Annotated in this window: 17 protein-coding genes and 1 tRNA gene; 12 read left to right on the top strand and 6 right to left on the bottom strand. The window is 64.0% G+C overall.

Going from position 1 to position 16,373, the window contains the following annotated elements:
* Position 1 precedes the first annotated feature (1 nt).
* Both JQ507_18460 and JQ507_18455 read right to left on the bottom strand, forming a co-directional pair.
* Positions 2-94 (bottom strand) — tRNA-Ser (locus JQ507_18460).
* Between the two features lie 250 nt (positions 95-344).
* A complete protein-coding gene (locus JQ507_18455) occupies positions 345-2,798 on the bottom strand; it encodes a transglycosylase SLT domain-containing protein (protein QRI73403.1) in 2,454 nt (817 codons plus the stop codon).
* A 355-nt stretch (positions 2,799-3,153) separates the two neighbouring features.
* On the opposite strand from JQ507_18455, the gene JQ507_18450 reads away from it, so the two are divergent.
* The 4 genes from JQ507_18450 to JQ507_18435 are packed head-to-tail and all read left to right on the top strand — an operon-like array spanning position 3,154 to position 5,621.
* Positions 3,154-4,044, top strand: a complete 891-nt coding sequence (locus JQ507_18450; GenBank protein QRI66997.1) for a 4-hydroxy-tetrahydrodipicolinate synthase — start codon at positions 3,154-3,156, stop codon at positions 4,042-4,044.
* A 59-nt stretch (positions 4,045-4,103) separates the two neighbouring features.
* A complete protein-coding gene (mscL, locus tag JQ507_18445) occupies positions 4,104-4,520 on the top strand; it encodes a large conductance mechanosensitive channel protein MscL (protein ID QRI73402.1) in 417 nt (138 codons plus the stop codon).
* 1 nt (position 4,521) lies between these two features.
* Positions 4,522-4,995 (top strand): SsrA-binding protein SmpB, encoded by a 474-nt coding sequence (gene smpB / locus JQ507_18440; GenBank protein QRI66996.1) that lies wholly within the window; start codon positions 4,522-4,524, stop codon positions 4,993-4,995.
* A 44-nt stretch (positions 4,996-5,039) separates the two neighbouring features.
* On the top strand, positions 5,040-5,621 hold the full coding sequence (locus JQ507_18435; protein QRI66995.1) for a peroxiredoxin: 582 nt from the start codon (positions 5,040-5,042) through the stop codon (positions 5,619-5,621).
* A 221-nt stretch (positions 5,622-5,842) separates the two neighbouring features.
* On the opposite strand, the gene JQ507_18430 is transcribed toward JQ507_18435, so the two are convergent.
* From JQ507_18430 to JQ507_18420, 3 genes are read right to left on the bottom strand one after another with little or no spacing between them, the layout of a single operon-like run.
* A complete protein-coding gene (locus tag JQ507_18430) occupies positions 5,843-7,018 on the bottom strand; it encodes a LanC-like protein (protein QRI66994.1) in 1,176 nt (391 codons plus the stop codon).
* A 17-nt stretch (positions 7,019-7,035) separates the two neighbouring features.
* Complete coding sequence (locus JQ507_18425) at positions 7,036-7,698, bottom strand: uracil-DNA glycosylase (GenBank protein QRI66993.1); 663 nt, start codon at positions 7,696-7,698, stop codon at positions 7,036-7,038.
* Positions 7,679-8,311 (bottom strand): NYN domain-containing protein, encoded by a 633-nt coding sequence (locus JQ507_18420; GenBank protein ID QRI66992.1) that lies wholly within the window; start codon positions 8,309-8,311, stop codon positions 7,679-7,681. The genes JQ507_18425 and JQ507_18420 overlap by 20 nt, the downstream gene beginning before the upstream one ends.
* Before the next feature lie 360 nt (positions 8,312-8,671).
* On the opposite strand from JQ507_18420, the gene JQ507_18415 reads away from it, so the two are divergent.
* The 8 genes from JQ507_18415 (at position 8,672) to JQ507_18380 (ending at position 16,025) form a co-directional block, all read left to right on the top strand.
* Positions 8,672-9,064: a DNA-directed RNA polymerase subunit omega gene (locus JQ507_18415; GenBank protein QRI66991.1), complete on the top strand. Its 393-nt coding sequence runs from the start codon at positions 8,672-8,674 to the stop codon at positions 9,062-9,064.
* 216 nt (positions 9,065-9,280) lie between these two features.
* The gene (locus JQ507_18410; GenBank protein QRI66990.1) at positions 9,281-11,572 is read left to right on the top strand and encodes a bifunctional (p)ppGpp synthetase/guanosine-3',5'-bis(diphosphate) 3'-pyrophosphohydrolase; all 2,292 of its coding nucleotides are present in this window, start codon (positions 9,281-9,283) and stop codon (positions 11,570-11,572) included.
* A 93-nt stretch (positions 11,573-11,665) separates the two neighbouring features.
* Complete coding sequence (locus JQ507_18405; GenBank protein ID QRI66989.1) at positions 11,666-12,439, top strand: pyridoxine 5'-phosphate synthase; 774 nt, start codon at positions 11,666-11,668, stop codon at positions 12,437-12,439.
* Positions 12,436-12,852: a holo-ACP synthase gene (locus JQ507_18400; protein ID QRI66988.1), complete on the top strand. Its 417-nt coding sequence runs from the start codon at positions 12,436-12,438 to the stop codon at positions 12,850-12,852. The genes JQ507_18405 and JQ507_18400 overlap by 4 nt, the downstream gene beginning before the upstream one ends.
* A 282-nt stretch (positions 12,853-13,134) precedes the next feature.
* Positions 13,135-13,896, top strand: a complete 762-nt coding sequence (lepB, locus tag JQ507_18395; protein ID QRI66987.1) for a signal peptidase I — start codon at positions 13,135-13,137, stop codon at positions 13,894-13,896.
* The gene (rnc, locus tag JQ507_18390; protein ID QRI66986.1) at positions 13,893-14,714 is read left to right on the top strand and encodes a ribonuclease III; all 822 of its coding nucleotides are present in this window, start codon (positions 13,893-13,895) and stop codon (positions 14,712-14,714) included. Before lepB ends, rnc begins: the two co-directional genes overlap by 4 nt.
* Positions 14,707-15,630, top strand: coding sequence for a GTPase Era (era, locus tag JQ507_18385; protein QRI66985.1), 924 nt, complete (start codon positions 14,707-14,709; stop codon positions 15,628-15,630). The genes rnc and era overlap by 8 nt, the downstream gene beginning before the upstream one ends.
* A 14-nt stretch (positions 15,631-15,644) precedes the next feature.
* Positions 15,645-16,025, top strand: a complete 381-nt coding sequence (locus JQ507_18380; GenBank protein QRI73401.1) for a hypothetical protein — start codon at positions 15,645-15,647, stop codon at positions 16,023-16,025.
* Between the two features lie 10 nt (positions 16,026-16,035).
* On the opposite strand, the gene JQ507_18375 is transcribed toward JQ507_18380, so the two are convergent.
* On the bottom strand, positions 16,036-16,335 hold the full coding sequence (locus JQ507_18375; GenBank protein QRI66984.1) for a hypothetical protein: 300 nt from the start codon (positions 16,333-16,335) through the stop codon (positions 16,036-16,038).
* Between the last annotated feature and the right edge of the window lie 38 nt (positions 16,336-16,373).

Here is a 16,373-nt window from a genome sequence, read left to right as displayed (position 1 = left end):
GTGGCGGAGAGGGAGGGATTCGAACCCTCGATACAGCTTGAGACCGTATGACGCTTTAGCAAAGCGTTGCCTTCAGCCACTCGGCCACCTCTCCGGTGGCGCCGATATGCCCGACTGGACGCTGAGCCGCAAGCGGCAGATTCAGATTGCGACAAGGTGATTTGGTGGCAGCTCCACGGCTGGCCGCCTCGGGATGGCCGTCGAGCCTTTATATAGGGCGCCGATTGGGGAGCTCGGGTCAGCGATAGCGCAGAAAAACCAAGCTAAAACAATGGCTTGAATGGATGTTGGGTGGCGATGGCAAGTCGCCTGTCGCGGGCCTGTTGAAAACCGGTCGCGCCGGCTCACTCCGCGCTGGTGCCGCGGTGCAGGTCGGCCTCGATCTGCAATCTGGTGCCGCCGCCGAAGCGGGCGCGGTAGACCTGCAGGTTCTCCATGATCCGCTGGACGTAGTTCCGCGTCTCCGAGAACGGAATCAGCTCGACCCAGTCGACCGCGTCGACCTTGGGGTCGCGCGGATCGCCGTAGCGCTCGATCCACTTCTTCACGCTGCCCCGGCCGGCATTGTAGGCGGCGAAGGTCAGGATGTAGGAGCCGCGATAGTCCTCGAGCAGGCCGCCGAGCTCGGCCGCGCCGAGCATCGCATTGTAGACCGGATCGGTCTTCATCCGGTTGAGGTCGAAGCCGATGCCGGCGCGCTTGCAGACATAGCGTCCGGCGTCCGGCGTCACCTGCATCAGGCCATAGGCCTGCGCCGGCGACACCACGGCGGGATTGAACGCGCTCTCCTGGCGCGCAATCGCGTAGACGACGCTCTGTTCGACCTCGGGCCCGACCTGGCGGAACGACGGGATGCCGTTCACCGGATAGGCGTAGTGGTCGAACGGCAGTCCGCGGTTGAGTGCCGACTTGCCCATCAGCAGCATGCCGCGGGCGTCGCCATTGCGCGCGGTCAGCTCGCCGAGGCCGGCCAGCGCTTCCGGATCGCCATTGTCGCCCATGTCGCTAAAGATCGGAATCGCGAGCTCGCGCGCGTCGATTTCGTAGAGCAGCCCGACTGCGCGCACGATCTCCAGCCGATCGGCACCGCGGCCGCGCGGCGCGCTGTTCAGCTCGATCTGCGGCAAGCCGAGTTTTGCGCGCGCGAGCTGACCGTAATAGCTGGTCGACTGCTCGGCCGCGCGTGCATAGGCGGCGCGCGCCTCCTGGCCGCGGCCGGCGGCTTCCGCGGCGCGGCCCTGCCAATAGCCGGCACGCGCCAGCGCAGTCGGGTTGGCGCTGCCGACGCCGATCCGCGCGAAGTGCTGGGCGGCGAGGGAGGGATCGTCGAGAAAGCGCAGCGCGATCCAGCCTGCGGTGAATTCCTGCTCGGTCTTGTAGATGTCGCGGGCGGGCAGTGCCGCGTCGCGCGCGATCAGATAGGCGGTGCGAAACTCGTTGACGTCGATCATCTTGCGCGCCAGCAGGCGGCGCTCGACCCACCATTCGTCGACGTTGTAGAGACGCGAGGCCTCCTTCGGTGCGCTCAGCATCAGCCGGGCGGCCTCCGTGAATTTCTCTTCGCGGCGGAGCAGCTGGATCTTGGCGAACAGATAGCCGGTGTCGCCGGACAGGTCACTCGGGACCGCTTCCAGCAGCGCACGCAGGTTCGAGCCCTTGCGGTTGGCCGCGATGCGCGCCTTGGCAAGTGCCAGATAGCCGGAGCCGAGACGCTTGGCCGCGCGGATGCCGGCGGCCTCGTTGTCGGTGCCGTAGAGCATGGTGTCCATGCGCGCCTTGTGGTCGCCGGCGGTCAGGAACGAGCCGAACAGATCGAGCGCGGTGGTTTCGGTGTCCTCGCTCATCGGGTCGTTGCGCCAGGCTTCGCGCACCAAACGTTCGGCATTGCCGCGGTCACCGCGGCCGATCATCACCTTGGCGAGTGCGAGCCGGCCCTTGGCCGAGACCGGCGATTCATTCTGGAACCAGGCCCAGACTGTGGAGTCGTCGCGATGGTCGTCCCATAGCGATGCTTCGATGCGGCGGCGCAGGAAGGTCTGTGACGGCCAGCTCGGATTGGCGTCAAGGAAGGCGCGGTAGCGCTCGACCGAAGCGCCATTGTCCTCGCTGCGCAGGATCAGCCATTCTGCAAGCTTGCGCGCCACCGGATCGGAGATCGAGGCTTCAGCCTCGGTGGCATCAGAAGGCCTGCGCTTGCGCAGCAACTCGACGACGCTGGCAAGCGCGTCCTTGTCCGACTGCGACGTCGATGATGTTGCAGCCACCGCGGCAGGCAGCACCGGCTTGCGCACGATCGGCGCGGCATGCTGGCGGGTTGCCGGAACCAGCGCGGGGGCGGCGGCGCGGGCAGGCGCCGGCTTGTTCGTCGGCAGACTTCCTGTTGCGGCCGGGGAGGCGGGCTTGGATGCCGTGGTCTTGGACTCGGTCGTCTTGGACGCAGTGGCCTTCGACGTCGTGCCCTTGGCTTCGGTGGTCTTCGCGGCCGTTGCCTTGGGAGCGTCGGTCTTGGCAGAAGCGGCCTTGGCGCCGTCGGTCTTGACCGCACTCGACCTGGAGGAGGTCGTCTTTGCCGCGTCGGTATGCTTGGCTTCGCTCTTCTTGCTTTCGCTCTTCTTGGCTTCGCCGTTCTTGGCTGCTGCCGGCTTTGAGCCAGCCACCTTGGAACCCGTGCTCCTTGCAGCCGTATCCTGAGCAGCCGGCTTTGCGGCCGGAACATCCTCGGCGGCCTGAACATCGGGCGTGATGGCGGCAAGGCCGACCACCAGCGCCAGGCTCGTCGCCAGCGCCGTCGACCGCAATGTGCCTGCGCGAACGGAACGGATCACAGAAGTCCTCTGCGGCCCCGAATCAACCGGTCGTTTGGGCCATGGGTTCTTATTTGATTGAAAACGTAGACAAAATACTAAGAAGCCTGCCGGTGCGGCTGTTTGCGCCAGCACAACGGCAAAATCGCGGCTGGACGCGGTATTGCGCGCCGCAGATTACCGTTGGGAATAGGTACGGTACGGCCCTTTCGCCTGTCGGCCAGACCCGATATGAATTGCCCTTCATGGCGTTTCGCATCAACCGGGTGCCGGTTGCACGGACGTGAAGCACGACAACAACAAGGGTCCGTCGACCTAGCCTTTAGCCTGAAGCGTTTGGAGGAAGTCCATGGCAGCCAAGACAAAATTCCGGGGATCATTCACTGCCTTGGTGACGCCCTTCAAAAACGGCTCGGTCGATGAGGCGGCGTTCCGCGGCCTCGTGAACTGGCAGATCGCCGAGGGTACGCACGGCCTGGTGCCGGTCGGCACCACGGGTGAGAGCCCGACGCTGAGCCATGACGAGCACAAGCGCGTGGTCGAGTGGTGCATCGAGGAGGCCAAGGGCCGGGTGCCCGTGATCGCCGGTGCCGGCTCGAATTCGACCAAGGAGGCGATCGAGCTCGCCGAGCACGCCGAGAAGGCCGGCGCCAACGCCGTGCTGGTGGTGACGCCGTACTACAACAAGCCAACCCAGGAAGGCATGTACCAGCACTTCAAGGCGATCAACGATGCGATCGGGATTCCGATCATCATCTACAACATCCCGCCGCGCTCGGTGATCGACATGTCGGTCGACACCATGAAGCGGCTGTTCGAGCTGAAGAACATCGCCGGCGTCAAGGACGCGACCGCCAGCATGGTGCGTGTGTCGCAGCAGCGCGCGGCGATGGGCGAGGACTTCAACCAGCTGTCCGGCGAGGACGCCACCATCATCGGCTACATGGCGCATGGCGGCCATGGCTGCATCTCGGTCACCTCGAACGTCGCGCCGCGGCTGTGCTCCGAGTTCCAGACCGCCTGGCAGAAGGGCGATGTCACCACCGCGTTGAAGATCCATGACAAGCTGATGCCGCTGCACACCAACCTGTTCATCGAGAGCAATCCCGCGCCGGTGAAGTATGCGATGTCGCTGCTCGGCAAGCTGGACGAGAAGCTGCGCCTGCCGATGGTGCCGGTCTCTGAATCGACCCGCCAGGCCGTCCGCAGCGCCATGGTGCATGCCGGCCTGATCAACTGAACCGGGACCGTGCCGCCGTGAATGATGCCGTACGCAATGTCGAACAGAAGGGGATGGGGATGCTGAAGGAATTCCGCGAATTCGCCATGAAGGGCAATGTCGTCGACCTCGCCGTCGGCGTCATCATCGGTGCAGCCTTCGGCGCGATCGTCACCTCGCTGGTGGGCGACATCATCATGCCGATCATCGGCGCGATCACCGGTGGTCTCGACTTCTCCAACTACTTCACCGGGCTTTCCAAGGCGGTCACCGCAACCAACCTGGCCGACGCCAAGAAGCAGGGCGCGGTGCTGGCCTGGGGCAACTTCCTGACGCTGACGCTGAACTTCCTGATCATCGCCTTCGTCCTGTTCCTGGTCATTCGCGCCATGAACCAGTTCAAGCGCAAGGATGAGGCCAAGCCCGCCGAACCGCCGAAGCCGTCCGACGAGGTCGTGCTGCTGACGGAAATCCGCGACCTCCTCAAGAAGAGCTAAAGTGGCCGACAAGAACGAACGCCCGATCAAGGTTGTCGCCGAAAACCGAAAGGCCCGCTTCAACTACGCCATCGAGGACACGATCGAGGCCGGCATCTCGCTGACCGGCACCGAGGTGAAGTCGATCCGCAGCGGCAAGAGCACGATCGCGGAATCCTATGCGGATTCCAAGAACGGCGAGCTGTGGCTGATCAACGCCAACATCCCGGAATATCTCCAGGCCAACCGCTTCAACCACGAGCCGAAGCGGCCGCGAAAGCTGCTGCTGCATCGCAAGCAGATCAACAAGCTGCTCGGGGCGGTCGACCGCGAGGGCATGACGCTCATTCCGCTAAAACTGTACTTCAATGAGCGCGGCCGTGCCAAACTGCTGCTCGCGATCGCCAAGGGCAAGAAGCTGCACGACAAGCGCGAGAGCGAGAAGAAGCGCGACTGGTCCCGCGAAAAGGGCCGCTTGTTGCGGGCGCGGGGGTAGCGTTCAAGTCGTCATTTCGGATGACGACGGATGGAGATGGGCCGATGAGCCAAGGCAGCCTCACCGACGTTGACTGGAGCAAGATCCCGGCGCCGAAGGACGATGGCGGCGCGGCGCACCTCTCGGGCATGACGATCCCGCCCGTGACCTTGCGGGCCACCAACGACACGTCGGTGACGCTGTCGGCGCTCGAGGGTCGCACCGTGGTGTTCGCCTATCCGCGAACCGGCGAGCCCGGCAAGATCGGGCTGGTCGACGATTGGGACATGATCCCGGGTGCGCGCGGCTGTACGCCGCAGACCTGCGCCTTCCGCGACCTGTTCGCCGAGCTGAAGGCCGCCGGTGCCGCGCAGGTGTTCGGGCTGTCGACGCAAAGCAATGACTATCAGATCGAGATGGCGTCGCGCCTGCATTTGCCGTTCCCGGTGCTGTCGGACGAGGCGCTCGAACTCACCCACGCGCTGAGGTTGCCGACGATGTCGGTGGCGGGCCTGACCCTGATCAAGCGGCTGGCGCTTGTGATCGACGACGCCCGCATCACGCACGTGTTCTATCCGGTGTTCCCACCCGACCGGAACGCCGGCGACGTGCTGGAATGGCTGAAGGACAATCCGCGGAAGAACTAGCTGGAGCAGTCGTCGCAGGGAGCGCTGCTAAAATATCGAAAACAACCCCATGCAAAGCAGCCGGCAGCGGCCGGCGTTCGACCAAGCAACTTGACACGTCGGGCAACTCAGGGGTACTTTTCTAGTATTCCGAAATTTCGCTGATGTCCTCAGCCCCGCAGGCCGTCGCTTATGGCATTTGCGGGGTTCTGCAACTGGCGTCAGGACAATCCGATCGTTCGTTAGAACACGTCGATCGTCGGGAAGCGGGGGTCGCCGGTTAGGCAATCCCAGAGATAGACCGCCAGACCGACGTCGCCGGTCCATAACGAATAGCGGCCGCGTCCGAGCTCCGACCTTGCTTCGCGGCATTGGGCGATGGCCGTCATCGCGAACGATCGTGCCCGTTCAAGCCAATGGGCGTCGCCGATCCGGCGGAACAGCTTCAGGAAGGCGTAGCCGTTGCCGCCTGTGCCGTGACAGAGGTTGGAGCCCTTGCTGAGCGGGCCGGCGTTCCAGGTAAAGTCGCCGCCCTGCCGGAGCAACTCGTCCAGCTCACGCGATTGCAAGGGCGCGTCGGCAAACGTCGTGACCATGCCTGGTGCGCCGTGGCAGTGCTGGCACAGACGCGCGGTGCCGCCGGCGACGGCCGGCCAGTTGATGCCTGCGGCGGTTCGCCACGCGTTCCGTGTCAGGGTCTGCGGCATGATCGTGGTCAGCGACGCGCGCTGCTCTTCTTCCAGCCAGCTCCAGCCGCGCAGCAACGGGATCATGTTCCCGGCATAGCCGTGCACGGGACCAAGCCAACGGTGATGATGACCGTACAGATCCTGTCGCCACAGCGGTCCCAGCTCGGTGTCTTCCAGCTCGGACAAGAGCCGAGCCGCCTGCATCTTGAACAGGGCGCGCCAACGCTCTTCACCGGTCATCTCGTGCATGTGGATGCAAGCCAGCATTGAGCCGGGCATGCCCCACATCAGTTCGCGGATTGGGAGCGAACTGTTTGCTTCGGCGCGGTCATAGATTTGAGAGGCGACTGCAGCGTCGGGTTGCAGCCGCATCACGAGGAGGAGACTGCCAAGATCGCCGAACAGGAGTGATCCGTGTGCCGAGTAATCCCGTTCTGCGAACTCGGCCCTGTTGTTCTCGATCAGCCGCGGCAGGATCGGACTGAAATCGAATGAGGCCTTCGTCGCCCCAACCCACTTGAGATAGTTGAGCGCCCAGATCATCCCTGTGGCACCGAAGTAGAAGCTCGCGGTGCCGTCCGGCAAGCCGTCATCACTTGGGTGTGCCGGCCAGAAGTCCACGGGGTCAAAGCCGGCGAGCGCGTCGGCAACGATCTCCCCGATTGCCGTCGTCACCTCGTCCGCGTCCCAGTCGATAGGACGCAACGGCACGTATGGATTGTCCGGCATGGTGCTCCCACGCTTCGTCAGGTCTCCAGATCCCTGCGCACTGTCGCGAACACCTTGCGGAACATGTCGGTCGTCAGCACGCCTGTGTTCGTGTTGTAGCGCGAGCAGTGGTAGCTGTCGTAGAGCTTGTACTTGCCGACGCTATGCACGGCGCCGTGCACAAACGGCGCCGCGGCCAGGCGAACGCCCAATGCCTTCAGGGTCGATTCGTGGGCGATGCGTCCGAGCAGCACGATGGCCCACACCTTCGGCATCGCAGCGATGGTGGCGCTGAGGAACTGCCGGCAGGTGTTGATCTCGGCCGGCAGCGGCTTGTTCTGCGGCGGCACACAGCGCACCGCGTTGCTGATCCGGCTGTCGACCAGCGTCAGGCCATCGTCCGGCCGCGCCTGATAGACGCCGCTGGCGAAGCCATATTCGAGCAGGGTCGCATAGAGCAGGTCCCCGGCGTAGTCGCCGGTGAAGGGACGGCCGGTCCGGTTGGCGCCCTGCATACCGGGCGCAAGGCCGACGATCAGCAACCGCGCGTTCGGATCGCCGAACGACTCCACCGGGGAGTTGAACCAGTCCGGGTTGCGCGCGCGGGCTTCTGCGCGGAAGTTGGCCAGCCTTGGACAGAGCTGGCAGTTGCTGTCGGGACGCTGCGGTGCGGCGACGAGATTACTCGTCGAAATCGTCATCGGCTCCCCGTGGGGCCATCGTGGTCGCGCGCTGCAGGAATTGCGGGGAGTGGTGACGCGGTTCGCGCGGCGCCGGCCGTTCGGACGGATCGCGGCCAAGCTTGGATTGCAGCTCGACCAGGTCGGTGAAGACGTCGGCCTGGCGGCGCAGCTCGTCGGCGATCATCGGCGGCTGGCTGGCAATCGTGGAGATCACGGTGACGCGAACGCCACGACGCTGCACGGCCTCGACCAGCGAGCGGAAATCGCCGTCGCCGGAAAACAGAATCATCTGATCGATGTGCTCGGCAAGTTCCATGGCATCGACGGCGAGCTCGATGTCCATATTGCCCTTCACCTTGCGGCGGCCGCTGGCGTCGATGAATTCCTTGGTCGCCTTGGTGACGACGGTGTAGCCGTTGTAGTCGAGCCAGTCGATCAACGGACGGATCGACGAATACTCCTGATCCTCGATGATCGCCGTGTAGTAGAATGCTCGCAGCAGTGTTCCTCGGCTCTGGAATTCCTTGAGGAGGCGTTTGTAGTCGATGTCGAAGCCGAGGGTCTTTGCGGTTGCATAAAGATTGGCTCCGTCGATGAAGAGCGCGATCTTGTTGGAAACAGGTGACGACATCAAAGTGTTCTCGCGTAGTTGTTAGTGTTCTTAGCGCAACGACGACCGACCGCGCGCAATTTCCAGCGTTGCTGCCTAAAGTTCAGTGAATCTTTCCCTACGACAATCACCACCGCAATTATGGTGAGGCGAGGGCAAAAAGCCTAGACTTTTGACATTGCAATGAAGAGATTTACTTGTCTGGGACGGCAACCTAGCCATGTCGTCAGACGCTCCGGCCCTTCTGGCCCCGGCGGACCGGGTTATCAGAGCCTGTTGGGAAGGCAAATCACAAATTTTACCTTGCGAAACCGGGACTAGCCCTATAACTAACCCTCATAACCTACATGTTCGGTCCCTTTTACCACGGAGCGCCTCGAGATGGCTCGCGTCACCGTCGAAGATTGCATTGATAAGGTCGACAATCGCTTCGACCTCGTCCTGTTGGCTGCGCATCGCGCCCGGATGATCTCGTCGGGGTCGCAACTCACGGTTGATCGCGACAACGACAAGAACCCGGTCGTTTCGTTGCGCGAGATCGCCGATTCGACGATCTCGCCGGAAGACCTCAAGGAGGAACTGGTACACTCCCTGCAGAAGTTCGTCGAGGTGGACGAGCCCGAGCCGGACACTGTGCCGCTGATCGGTTCCGCTGGTGCCAGCGTTGACGCCGACGACACCGAGGTCGCGGTCGAGCGCATGACCGAGGAAGAGCTGCTGAAGGGCCTCGAAGGCCTCGCTCCCCCGGAAGAGCAGCCCGAGGAAGACGAGTAAGCCCGTCGTTCAGCTGCCTCGTTTGGAACGGATTTGAAAAAGGCCCGGACATTGCTCCGGGCCTTTGCTTTTGTTGACAATTTCGCTGTTACGGTGCGTCCTATGCGGGCGCGGGAAATTGAATGGTCCCAGGGCCCGCGCGGGGTGCAGCTTCGTTCGAAAGCGCACTAGATTGAGGAAGGGACGCTTCGGTCCCGCGCGAGAGGCAGCGAGTTCATGGCGTATCGACGCCGCAGTTCCATCCAGATGCAGGCTGCAACCGAAACGGTTGCGGTGGCGCCGGCGTCGTCCGCGGCGGAGCGGCCGGCCAGGCCGCGGACGCGCATGATGCGACAATATGACCTTGTCGAGCGCGTCCGTTCCTACAACCCCGACACCAACGAAGACCTGCTCAACCGCGCCTATGTCTACGCCATGAAGGCGCACGGCACCCAGACGCGTGCCTCCGGCGATCCCTATTTCTCGCATCCGCTCGAGGTCGCCGCGATCCTCACCAACCTCAAGCTCGACGACGCCACGATCGTGGCGGCGCTGCTGCACGACACGATCGAGGACACCGAGGCGACGCGGGCCGAGATCGACCATGTGTTCGGCCACGAGATCGGCGCGCTGGTCGAAGGCCTCACCAAGCTGAAGCGGCTGGAACTCGTGTCGCGCGAGGCCAAGCAGGCCGAGAATTTGCGCAAGCTGCTGCTGGCGATCGCCGACGACGTCCGCGTGCTCTTGATCAAGCTCGCAGATCGCCTGCACAACATGCGGACCATGGAGTTCATGCCGCCGGCCTCGCGGCGCCGCATCGCCGATGAGACGCTGGACATCTATGCGCCGCTGGCCGGCCGCATGGGTATGCAGGAGATGCGCGAAGAGCTCGAGGACCTGTCGTTCTTCGTGCTCGATCCCGAGGCCTATGCCGTGGTCCAGCAGCGGCTCGATTCCCTGGCCGAGCGCAACCGCAATCTGATCGGCGAGATCGAAACCCAGCTCTCCAAGAACCTGCAGAAGAACGGCATCACCGCGCGGGTGTTCGGTCGCCGCAAGCAGCCGTTTTCGATCTGGACCAAGATGGAGCGCAAGTCGGTCGGCTTCGAGCAGCTGTCCGACATCTACGGCTTCCGCGTCATCCTCGACGACGTCGGCGCCTGCTACCGCGCGCTCGGCATCGTGCACACCACCTGGCCGGTGGTGCCGGGCCGCTTCAAGGACTACATCTCGACCCCGAAGCAGAACGACTACCGCTCGATCCACACCACGGTGATCGGTCCGGGCAAGCAACGCGTCGAATTGCAGATCCGCACCGAGGAGATGAACCAGATCGCCGAGTTCGGCATCGCCGCGCATGCCTTCTACAAGGAAGGGGCCGGCTCGCCGCATGAGCGGCTCAAGCACGAATCCAACGCCTTCGCCTGGCTGCGCCACACCATCGGCATCCTCTCGGAGAGCTCCAATCCGGAAGAATTCCTCGAGCACACCAAGCTCGAGCTGTTCCATGACCAGGTGTTCTGCTTCACCCCGAAGGGCAAGCTGATCGCACTGCCGCGCAACGCCAACGTGATCGACTTCGCCTATGCGGTGCACACCGCCGTCGGCAACAGCGCGGTCGGCTGCAAGATCAACGGCAAGTTCGCGCCGTTGTCGTCCGAGCTGCAGAACGGCGACGAGGTCGAGGTGCTGACCTCGAAGGCGCAGTCGGCGCCGCCATCGGCGTGGGAGGCGCTCGCCCGCACCGGCAAGGCGCGCGCCGCGATCCGGCGTGCCACCCGCGATGCCGTGCGCGACCAGTATGCCGGCCTCGGCCGCCGAATCGTCGACCGCCTGTTTGCCCGCGCCAAGATCGAATATGCCGACGACAAATTGAAGGGCGCGTTGCCGCGGCTCGCGCGCACCTCGATCGAGGAGGTGATGGCCTCGGTTGGACGCGGCGAGATCAAGGCTTCCGATGTCGCGCGCGCGATGTATCCCGACTACAAGGAAGAGCGGCTGGTGCGCTACGGCGCCAAGAAGGGGCTTGCCGCCAAGCTGAAGACACAGACCCCGCCGCATCCGGCGCGCGCCGCCTCGGTGATTCCGGTGCGCGGCATCAACTCCGACCTGCCGGTGAAGTTCGCGCCGAACGGCGGCGCGGTGCCGGGCGACCGCATCGTCGGCATCGTCACGCCGGGCGAGGGGATCACGATCTATCCGATCCAGTCGCCGGCGCTGAAGGATTTCGAGGAGGAGCCGGAGCGCTGGCTCGACGTGCGCTGGGACATCGACGAGACCATGCCGCAGCGCTTCCCGGCGCGGATCCTGGTGCACAATGTCAACGAACCCGGCAGCCTCGCCCAGATCGCGACCGTGATCGCCGAGCATGACGGCAATATCGACAACATCCACATGTCGCGTCAATCGCCCGACTTCACGGAGCTGACCATCGATCTTGAGGTCTATGACCTCAAGCATCTCAGCGCTATCATCGCGCAGTTGCGCGCCAAGGCCGTCGTTGCACGGGTCGAGCGCGTCAATGGGTAAGGATCGATGCGCGCGGCGTCGGCGGGCGGAAGCGACCCCGTCCTGCAAACGGCGACGCCCGTGCCCGACAGGCTCGGACTACAGGTCAGAGACATGTTAAAGGCTGCTCCGCTCCGTCTCGGTATCAACGTCGATCACGTCGCGACCCTGCGCAATGCGCGGGGCGGGGCGCGGCCCGACCCGGTGCGGCTGGCGCTTGCTGCGATCGCGGCCGGCGCCGATGGCATCACCGCGCATCTGCGCGAGGATCGCCGCCATATCCGTGACGAAGACATGGCGCGGCTCAAGGCCGAGATATCGAGGCCGCTGAATTTCGAGATGGCGGCGACCGACGACATGCTGCGGATCTCGCTCGCCACCAAGCCTCACGCGGTCTGCCTGGTACCGGAACGGCGCCAGGAGCTCACCACCGAAGGCGGCCTCGACGTGGTCGGCCAGCACAATGCGCTGGCCCCGTTCATCGCGCGGCTCAATGATGCCGGCATCCGGGTCTCGCTGTTCATTGCGGCCGATCCCAGGCAGATCGAGATGGCCGCGAAGCTGAAGGCACCCGTGATCGAGATCCACACCGGCGGCTGGTGCGACGCCGTCGTCGATGGCCACAAGGACAAGGCGGACGCCGAATGGAAGCGCATCGTCGACGGCGCAAGGCTCGCGCAGGCGGCCGGGCTCGAGGTCCATGCCGGCCACGGGCTCGACTATGAGACCGCGGAGACGATCTCGGCGCTGCCGGAAATCCGCGAGCTCAACATCGGCTATTTCATGATGGGCGAGGCGCTGTTCGTCGGCATCGCCGGGACGGTGCGCGAGATGCGCGCGGCGATGGACCGCGGCCGCGCCAAGGCGCAGGGTGTGGCCGGCGCATGATCATCGGCATCGGCTCCGACCTGATCGACATCACCCGGGTCGCCAAGGTGATCGAGCGCCATGGCGAGCGCTTCCTCGATCGCATCTTCACCGACGCCGAACGGGCCAAGGCGATGCGCCGCGCCAACAACGAGAAGATGGTGGTCGCAACCTACGCCAAGCGCTTCGCCGCCAAGGAAGCGTGCTCCAAGGCGCTCGGCACCGGTATCCGGCGCGGGGTGTGGTGGAAGGACATGGGGGTGGTGAACCTGCCCGGCGGGCGGCCGTCGATGCGGCTGACCGGCGGGGCGCTGGCCAGGCTCCAGGAACTGACGCCCGAGGGCATGCAGGCGCAGATCGACCTGTCGATTACGGACGATTGGCCGCTGGCGCAGGCCTTCGTCATAATTTCGGCGGTTGCCCCCGCCAGATGAGCGCGCGGCGCCGGAATCTGCCGGAAAACTTCAGCAAACTAAAAAATCATTGACATTTCAATGAATTGCGAAGTTTTGAGGCGACGATTGATTGCGCCTCCGCAAACAACCGTCTAAAACGCCGCAGGCTAAATCGAGCGAGACGCGGATTCCGGGTTTAGGCCGGAGTTTGCCCTCAAGATCAGAATCAAGGCCATTTTCCTCACGCGAGGGCCTGACGCTTCGCGCGAAGAGAACGTTCTGCCACCGCGTGGACATCGGCCCACGGGAATTGGGAAAGCAATGAGCGTGACCACCGGGACCAAAACTGAAAGCGGCTTCGGCGAGACCATCCGCGTCGTCATCCATGCCCTTCTGATCGCGCTCGTCATCCGCACCTTCCTGTTCCAGCCGTTCAACATCCCTTCGGGGTCGATGAAGGCGACGCTTCTGGTGGGCGACTATCTGTTCGTCTCGAAATATTCCTACGGCTACAGCCACTATTCGATCCCGTTCTCGCCGAACATCTTCTCGGGCCGTATCTTCGGCTCGGAGCCGAACCGCGGCGACATCGTGGTGTTTCGGCTGCCGCGGGATGACTCCACCGACTACATCAAACGTGTCGTCGGCCTGCCGGGCGACCGCATCGAGGTCAAGAACGGGCTGCTCTACATCAACGATGAGCCGATCAAGCGCGAGCGGCTGAGCGATTTCGTCGGCGAGGACCCCTGCGGCTCGGCGGATGCCACTGCCCGGGTCAAGCGCTGGAAGGAAACGCTGCCGAACGGCGTCAGCTATGAGACGCTGGATTGCACCGACAACAGCTATATGGACAACACCATCGTCTACACCGTTCCGCCCGGACATTTCTTCATGATGGGCGACAACCGCGACAACTCGACCGACAGCCGCTTCCTGTCGCAGGTCGGCTACGTGCCGTTCGAGAACATCATCGGGCGCGCCCAGATGATCTTCTTCTCGATCGCCGAGGGTGAGCAGGCCTGGATGGTCTGGCGCTGGCCGTTCGCGGTGCGGTGGAATCGCCTATTCTCCATCGTGCGATGAACGACGATACCGCAGCCATCAACGATCAAGCGCCGACCGGCGAGCCGAGCCAGACGTCTGCCGCCGAGAGCACGGCCGCGCCGAAGAAGCGACGCAGCAAGGCGGCCAAGGCTGCCGAAGCGAAGGCCGCGATCGCAGGCACCGAAGCGCGGATCGGCTATACGTTCGCCGACGCTGCGCTGCTGACCACCGCGTTCACCCACGTCTCCGCGCTTAAGCCGGCCACTCGCAACCGCGCCGACAGCTACCAGCGGCTGGAATTCCTCGGCGATCACGTGCTCGGGCTGATCGTCTCGGACATGTTGTTCCGGGCGTTTCCGAAGGCCGATGAGGGCGAACTGTCGAAGCGGCTCGCCGACCTCGTGCGCAAGGAGAGCTGCGCCGACGTCGCCAAGTCGCTCGGGCTGCTCGACGACATCAAGCTCGGTATGGTGAAGGCGGTCGAGGGCGCGCGGCTGCGCAAATCCGTGCTCGGCGACATCTGCGAGGCGGTGATCGGCGCGATCTTCCTCGACGGCGGCTACGAGGCCGCGCGCCAGTTCGTCGAGCGCAACTGGACCGAGCGGATGCACAAGCTGCGCCGGCCGTTGCGCGATCCCAAGACCGTGTTGCAGGAATGGGCGCAAGGCAAGGGATTGCCGACGCCGGTCTATCGCGAGGTCGAACGCACCGGCCCGCACCATGATCCACAATTCCGCGTTGCGGTTGATCTGCCGGGCCTCGCCTCCGCCGAGGGCCTCGGCGGCAACAAGCGCGCGGCAGAGAAGGCAGCAGCATCCGCGATGATCGAGCGTGAAGGCGTCGGTACCAATGACTGACGAGACCAAAGGGCAGGGAGACGCGACGCGCTGTGGCTTCGTCGCGCTGATCGGTGCACCCAATGTCGGCAAGTCGACGCTGGTCAACGCGCTGGTGGGCTCCAAGGTCACCATCGTGTCGCGCAAGGTGCAGACCACGCGCGCGCTGATCCGCGGCATCGTGATCGAGGGCAACGCGCAGATCATCCTGGTCGATACGCCCGGCATCTTCGCGCCGCGGCGCCGGCTCGACCGCGCCATGGTCTCGACCGCCTGGAGCGGCGCCCACGACGCCGATCTGGTCTGCGTGCTGCTCGATGCCAAGTCGGGCATCGACGAAGAGGCCAACGCGATCCTGGCCAAGCTCGAGACCGTCGCGCACCCGAAGATCCTGGTGCTGAACAAGGTCGACCTGGTTCAGCGCGAGAAGCTCCTGGCGCTGGCGCAGGCCGCCAATGAGCGGATGCGCTTCGAGCACACCTTCATGATCTCGGCGCTGTCGGGCGACGGCGTCGACGATCTGCGCCAGGCGCTGGCCAAGCTGGTGCCTGCGGGACCGTTCCTCTATCCCGAAGACCAGATGTCGGATGCGCCGATGCGGCATCTGGCGGCCGAGATCACACGCGAGAAGATCTACAGCCATCTGCATCAGGAATTGCCGTACCAGTCGACGGTCGAGACCGACAGCTGGACCGACCGCAAGGACAAGTCGATCCGGATCGAGCAGACGATCTTTGTCGAGCGCGAGAGCCAGCGCAAGATCGTGCTCGGCAAGGGCGGCGCCACCATCAAGTCGATCGGCGCGCAGGCTCGCGCCGAGATCGCCGAGATCATGGGCGTGCCGGTGCATCTGTTCCTGTTCGTCAAGGTGCGCGAGAACTGGGGCGACGATCCCGACCGTTACAAGGAAATGGGGCTGGATTTCCCCGAGGAATAAGACCGGCGTTGGCGATGAACGTGCCCCGAAACGTGCTGTGGTTTGAGGTGCTGCTGTATGCGACGCTGCTCCTTGACGCGCTGTCGGCGGCGTTCAGCGATCGCACTCCGAAGGAAGAGTTGACATCGCAGACGGTGACCTCACTGCCTTTGCTCGATGCCGGCTTTCTGCTGTTGTTCACCTTTTTTGTCTTCCTTGCGGCGCGATACCGCAAGAACTGGCCGCGCTGGGTTTTGCTGGTCGCGCTGGTGTTGTCGGCGGTCGGCCTGTTGCAGGACATCGTCACGAACGGCGTCGAAATCGACAACGGGATCCAGGTCGTCTCCCACGCCTTGGCGGCGCTCGGACTGTATTATTCCTTCACCGGTGACGCACAGGGCTGGTTCAACGCGTAGGGGGCAGACCTCACGATCGGTACGCGTGGAAGATGACGATCCCGCTCACGACGATAACCCAGAAGACGAAGCCGACGATGACGCCGAGCGAAGCTGACAAGATCATCCGGCCCTGAGGCGAGCGACTGATTCCGGGAGTACCTGTCCAGCCGATCCTGCCGTCGGGGCGTTCGATGGTTACCTTGCCAAGCGTTGCGGCAAACACCACTGCAAACGCGGTGAAGAAGCAGAGCACAGGAAGCATTTCCCAGACCGCCCAGAATACAAGTTCGAGCACGCCGGCGATCAAGTCGCCGATGAGGCTAGCCATTACGATCGTCCCGCATAGGTCGACAACTTCAGTATCGG

Source organism: Bradyrhizobium sp. PSBB068 (genome assembly GCA_016839165.1).
Lineage (GTDB): Bacteria > Pseudomonadota > Alphaproteobacteria > Rhizobiales > Xanthobacteraceae > Bradyrhizobium.
This window is presented reverse-complemented; position numbering and strand designations above follow the sequence as displayed.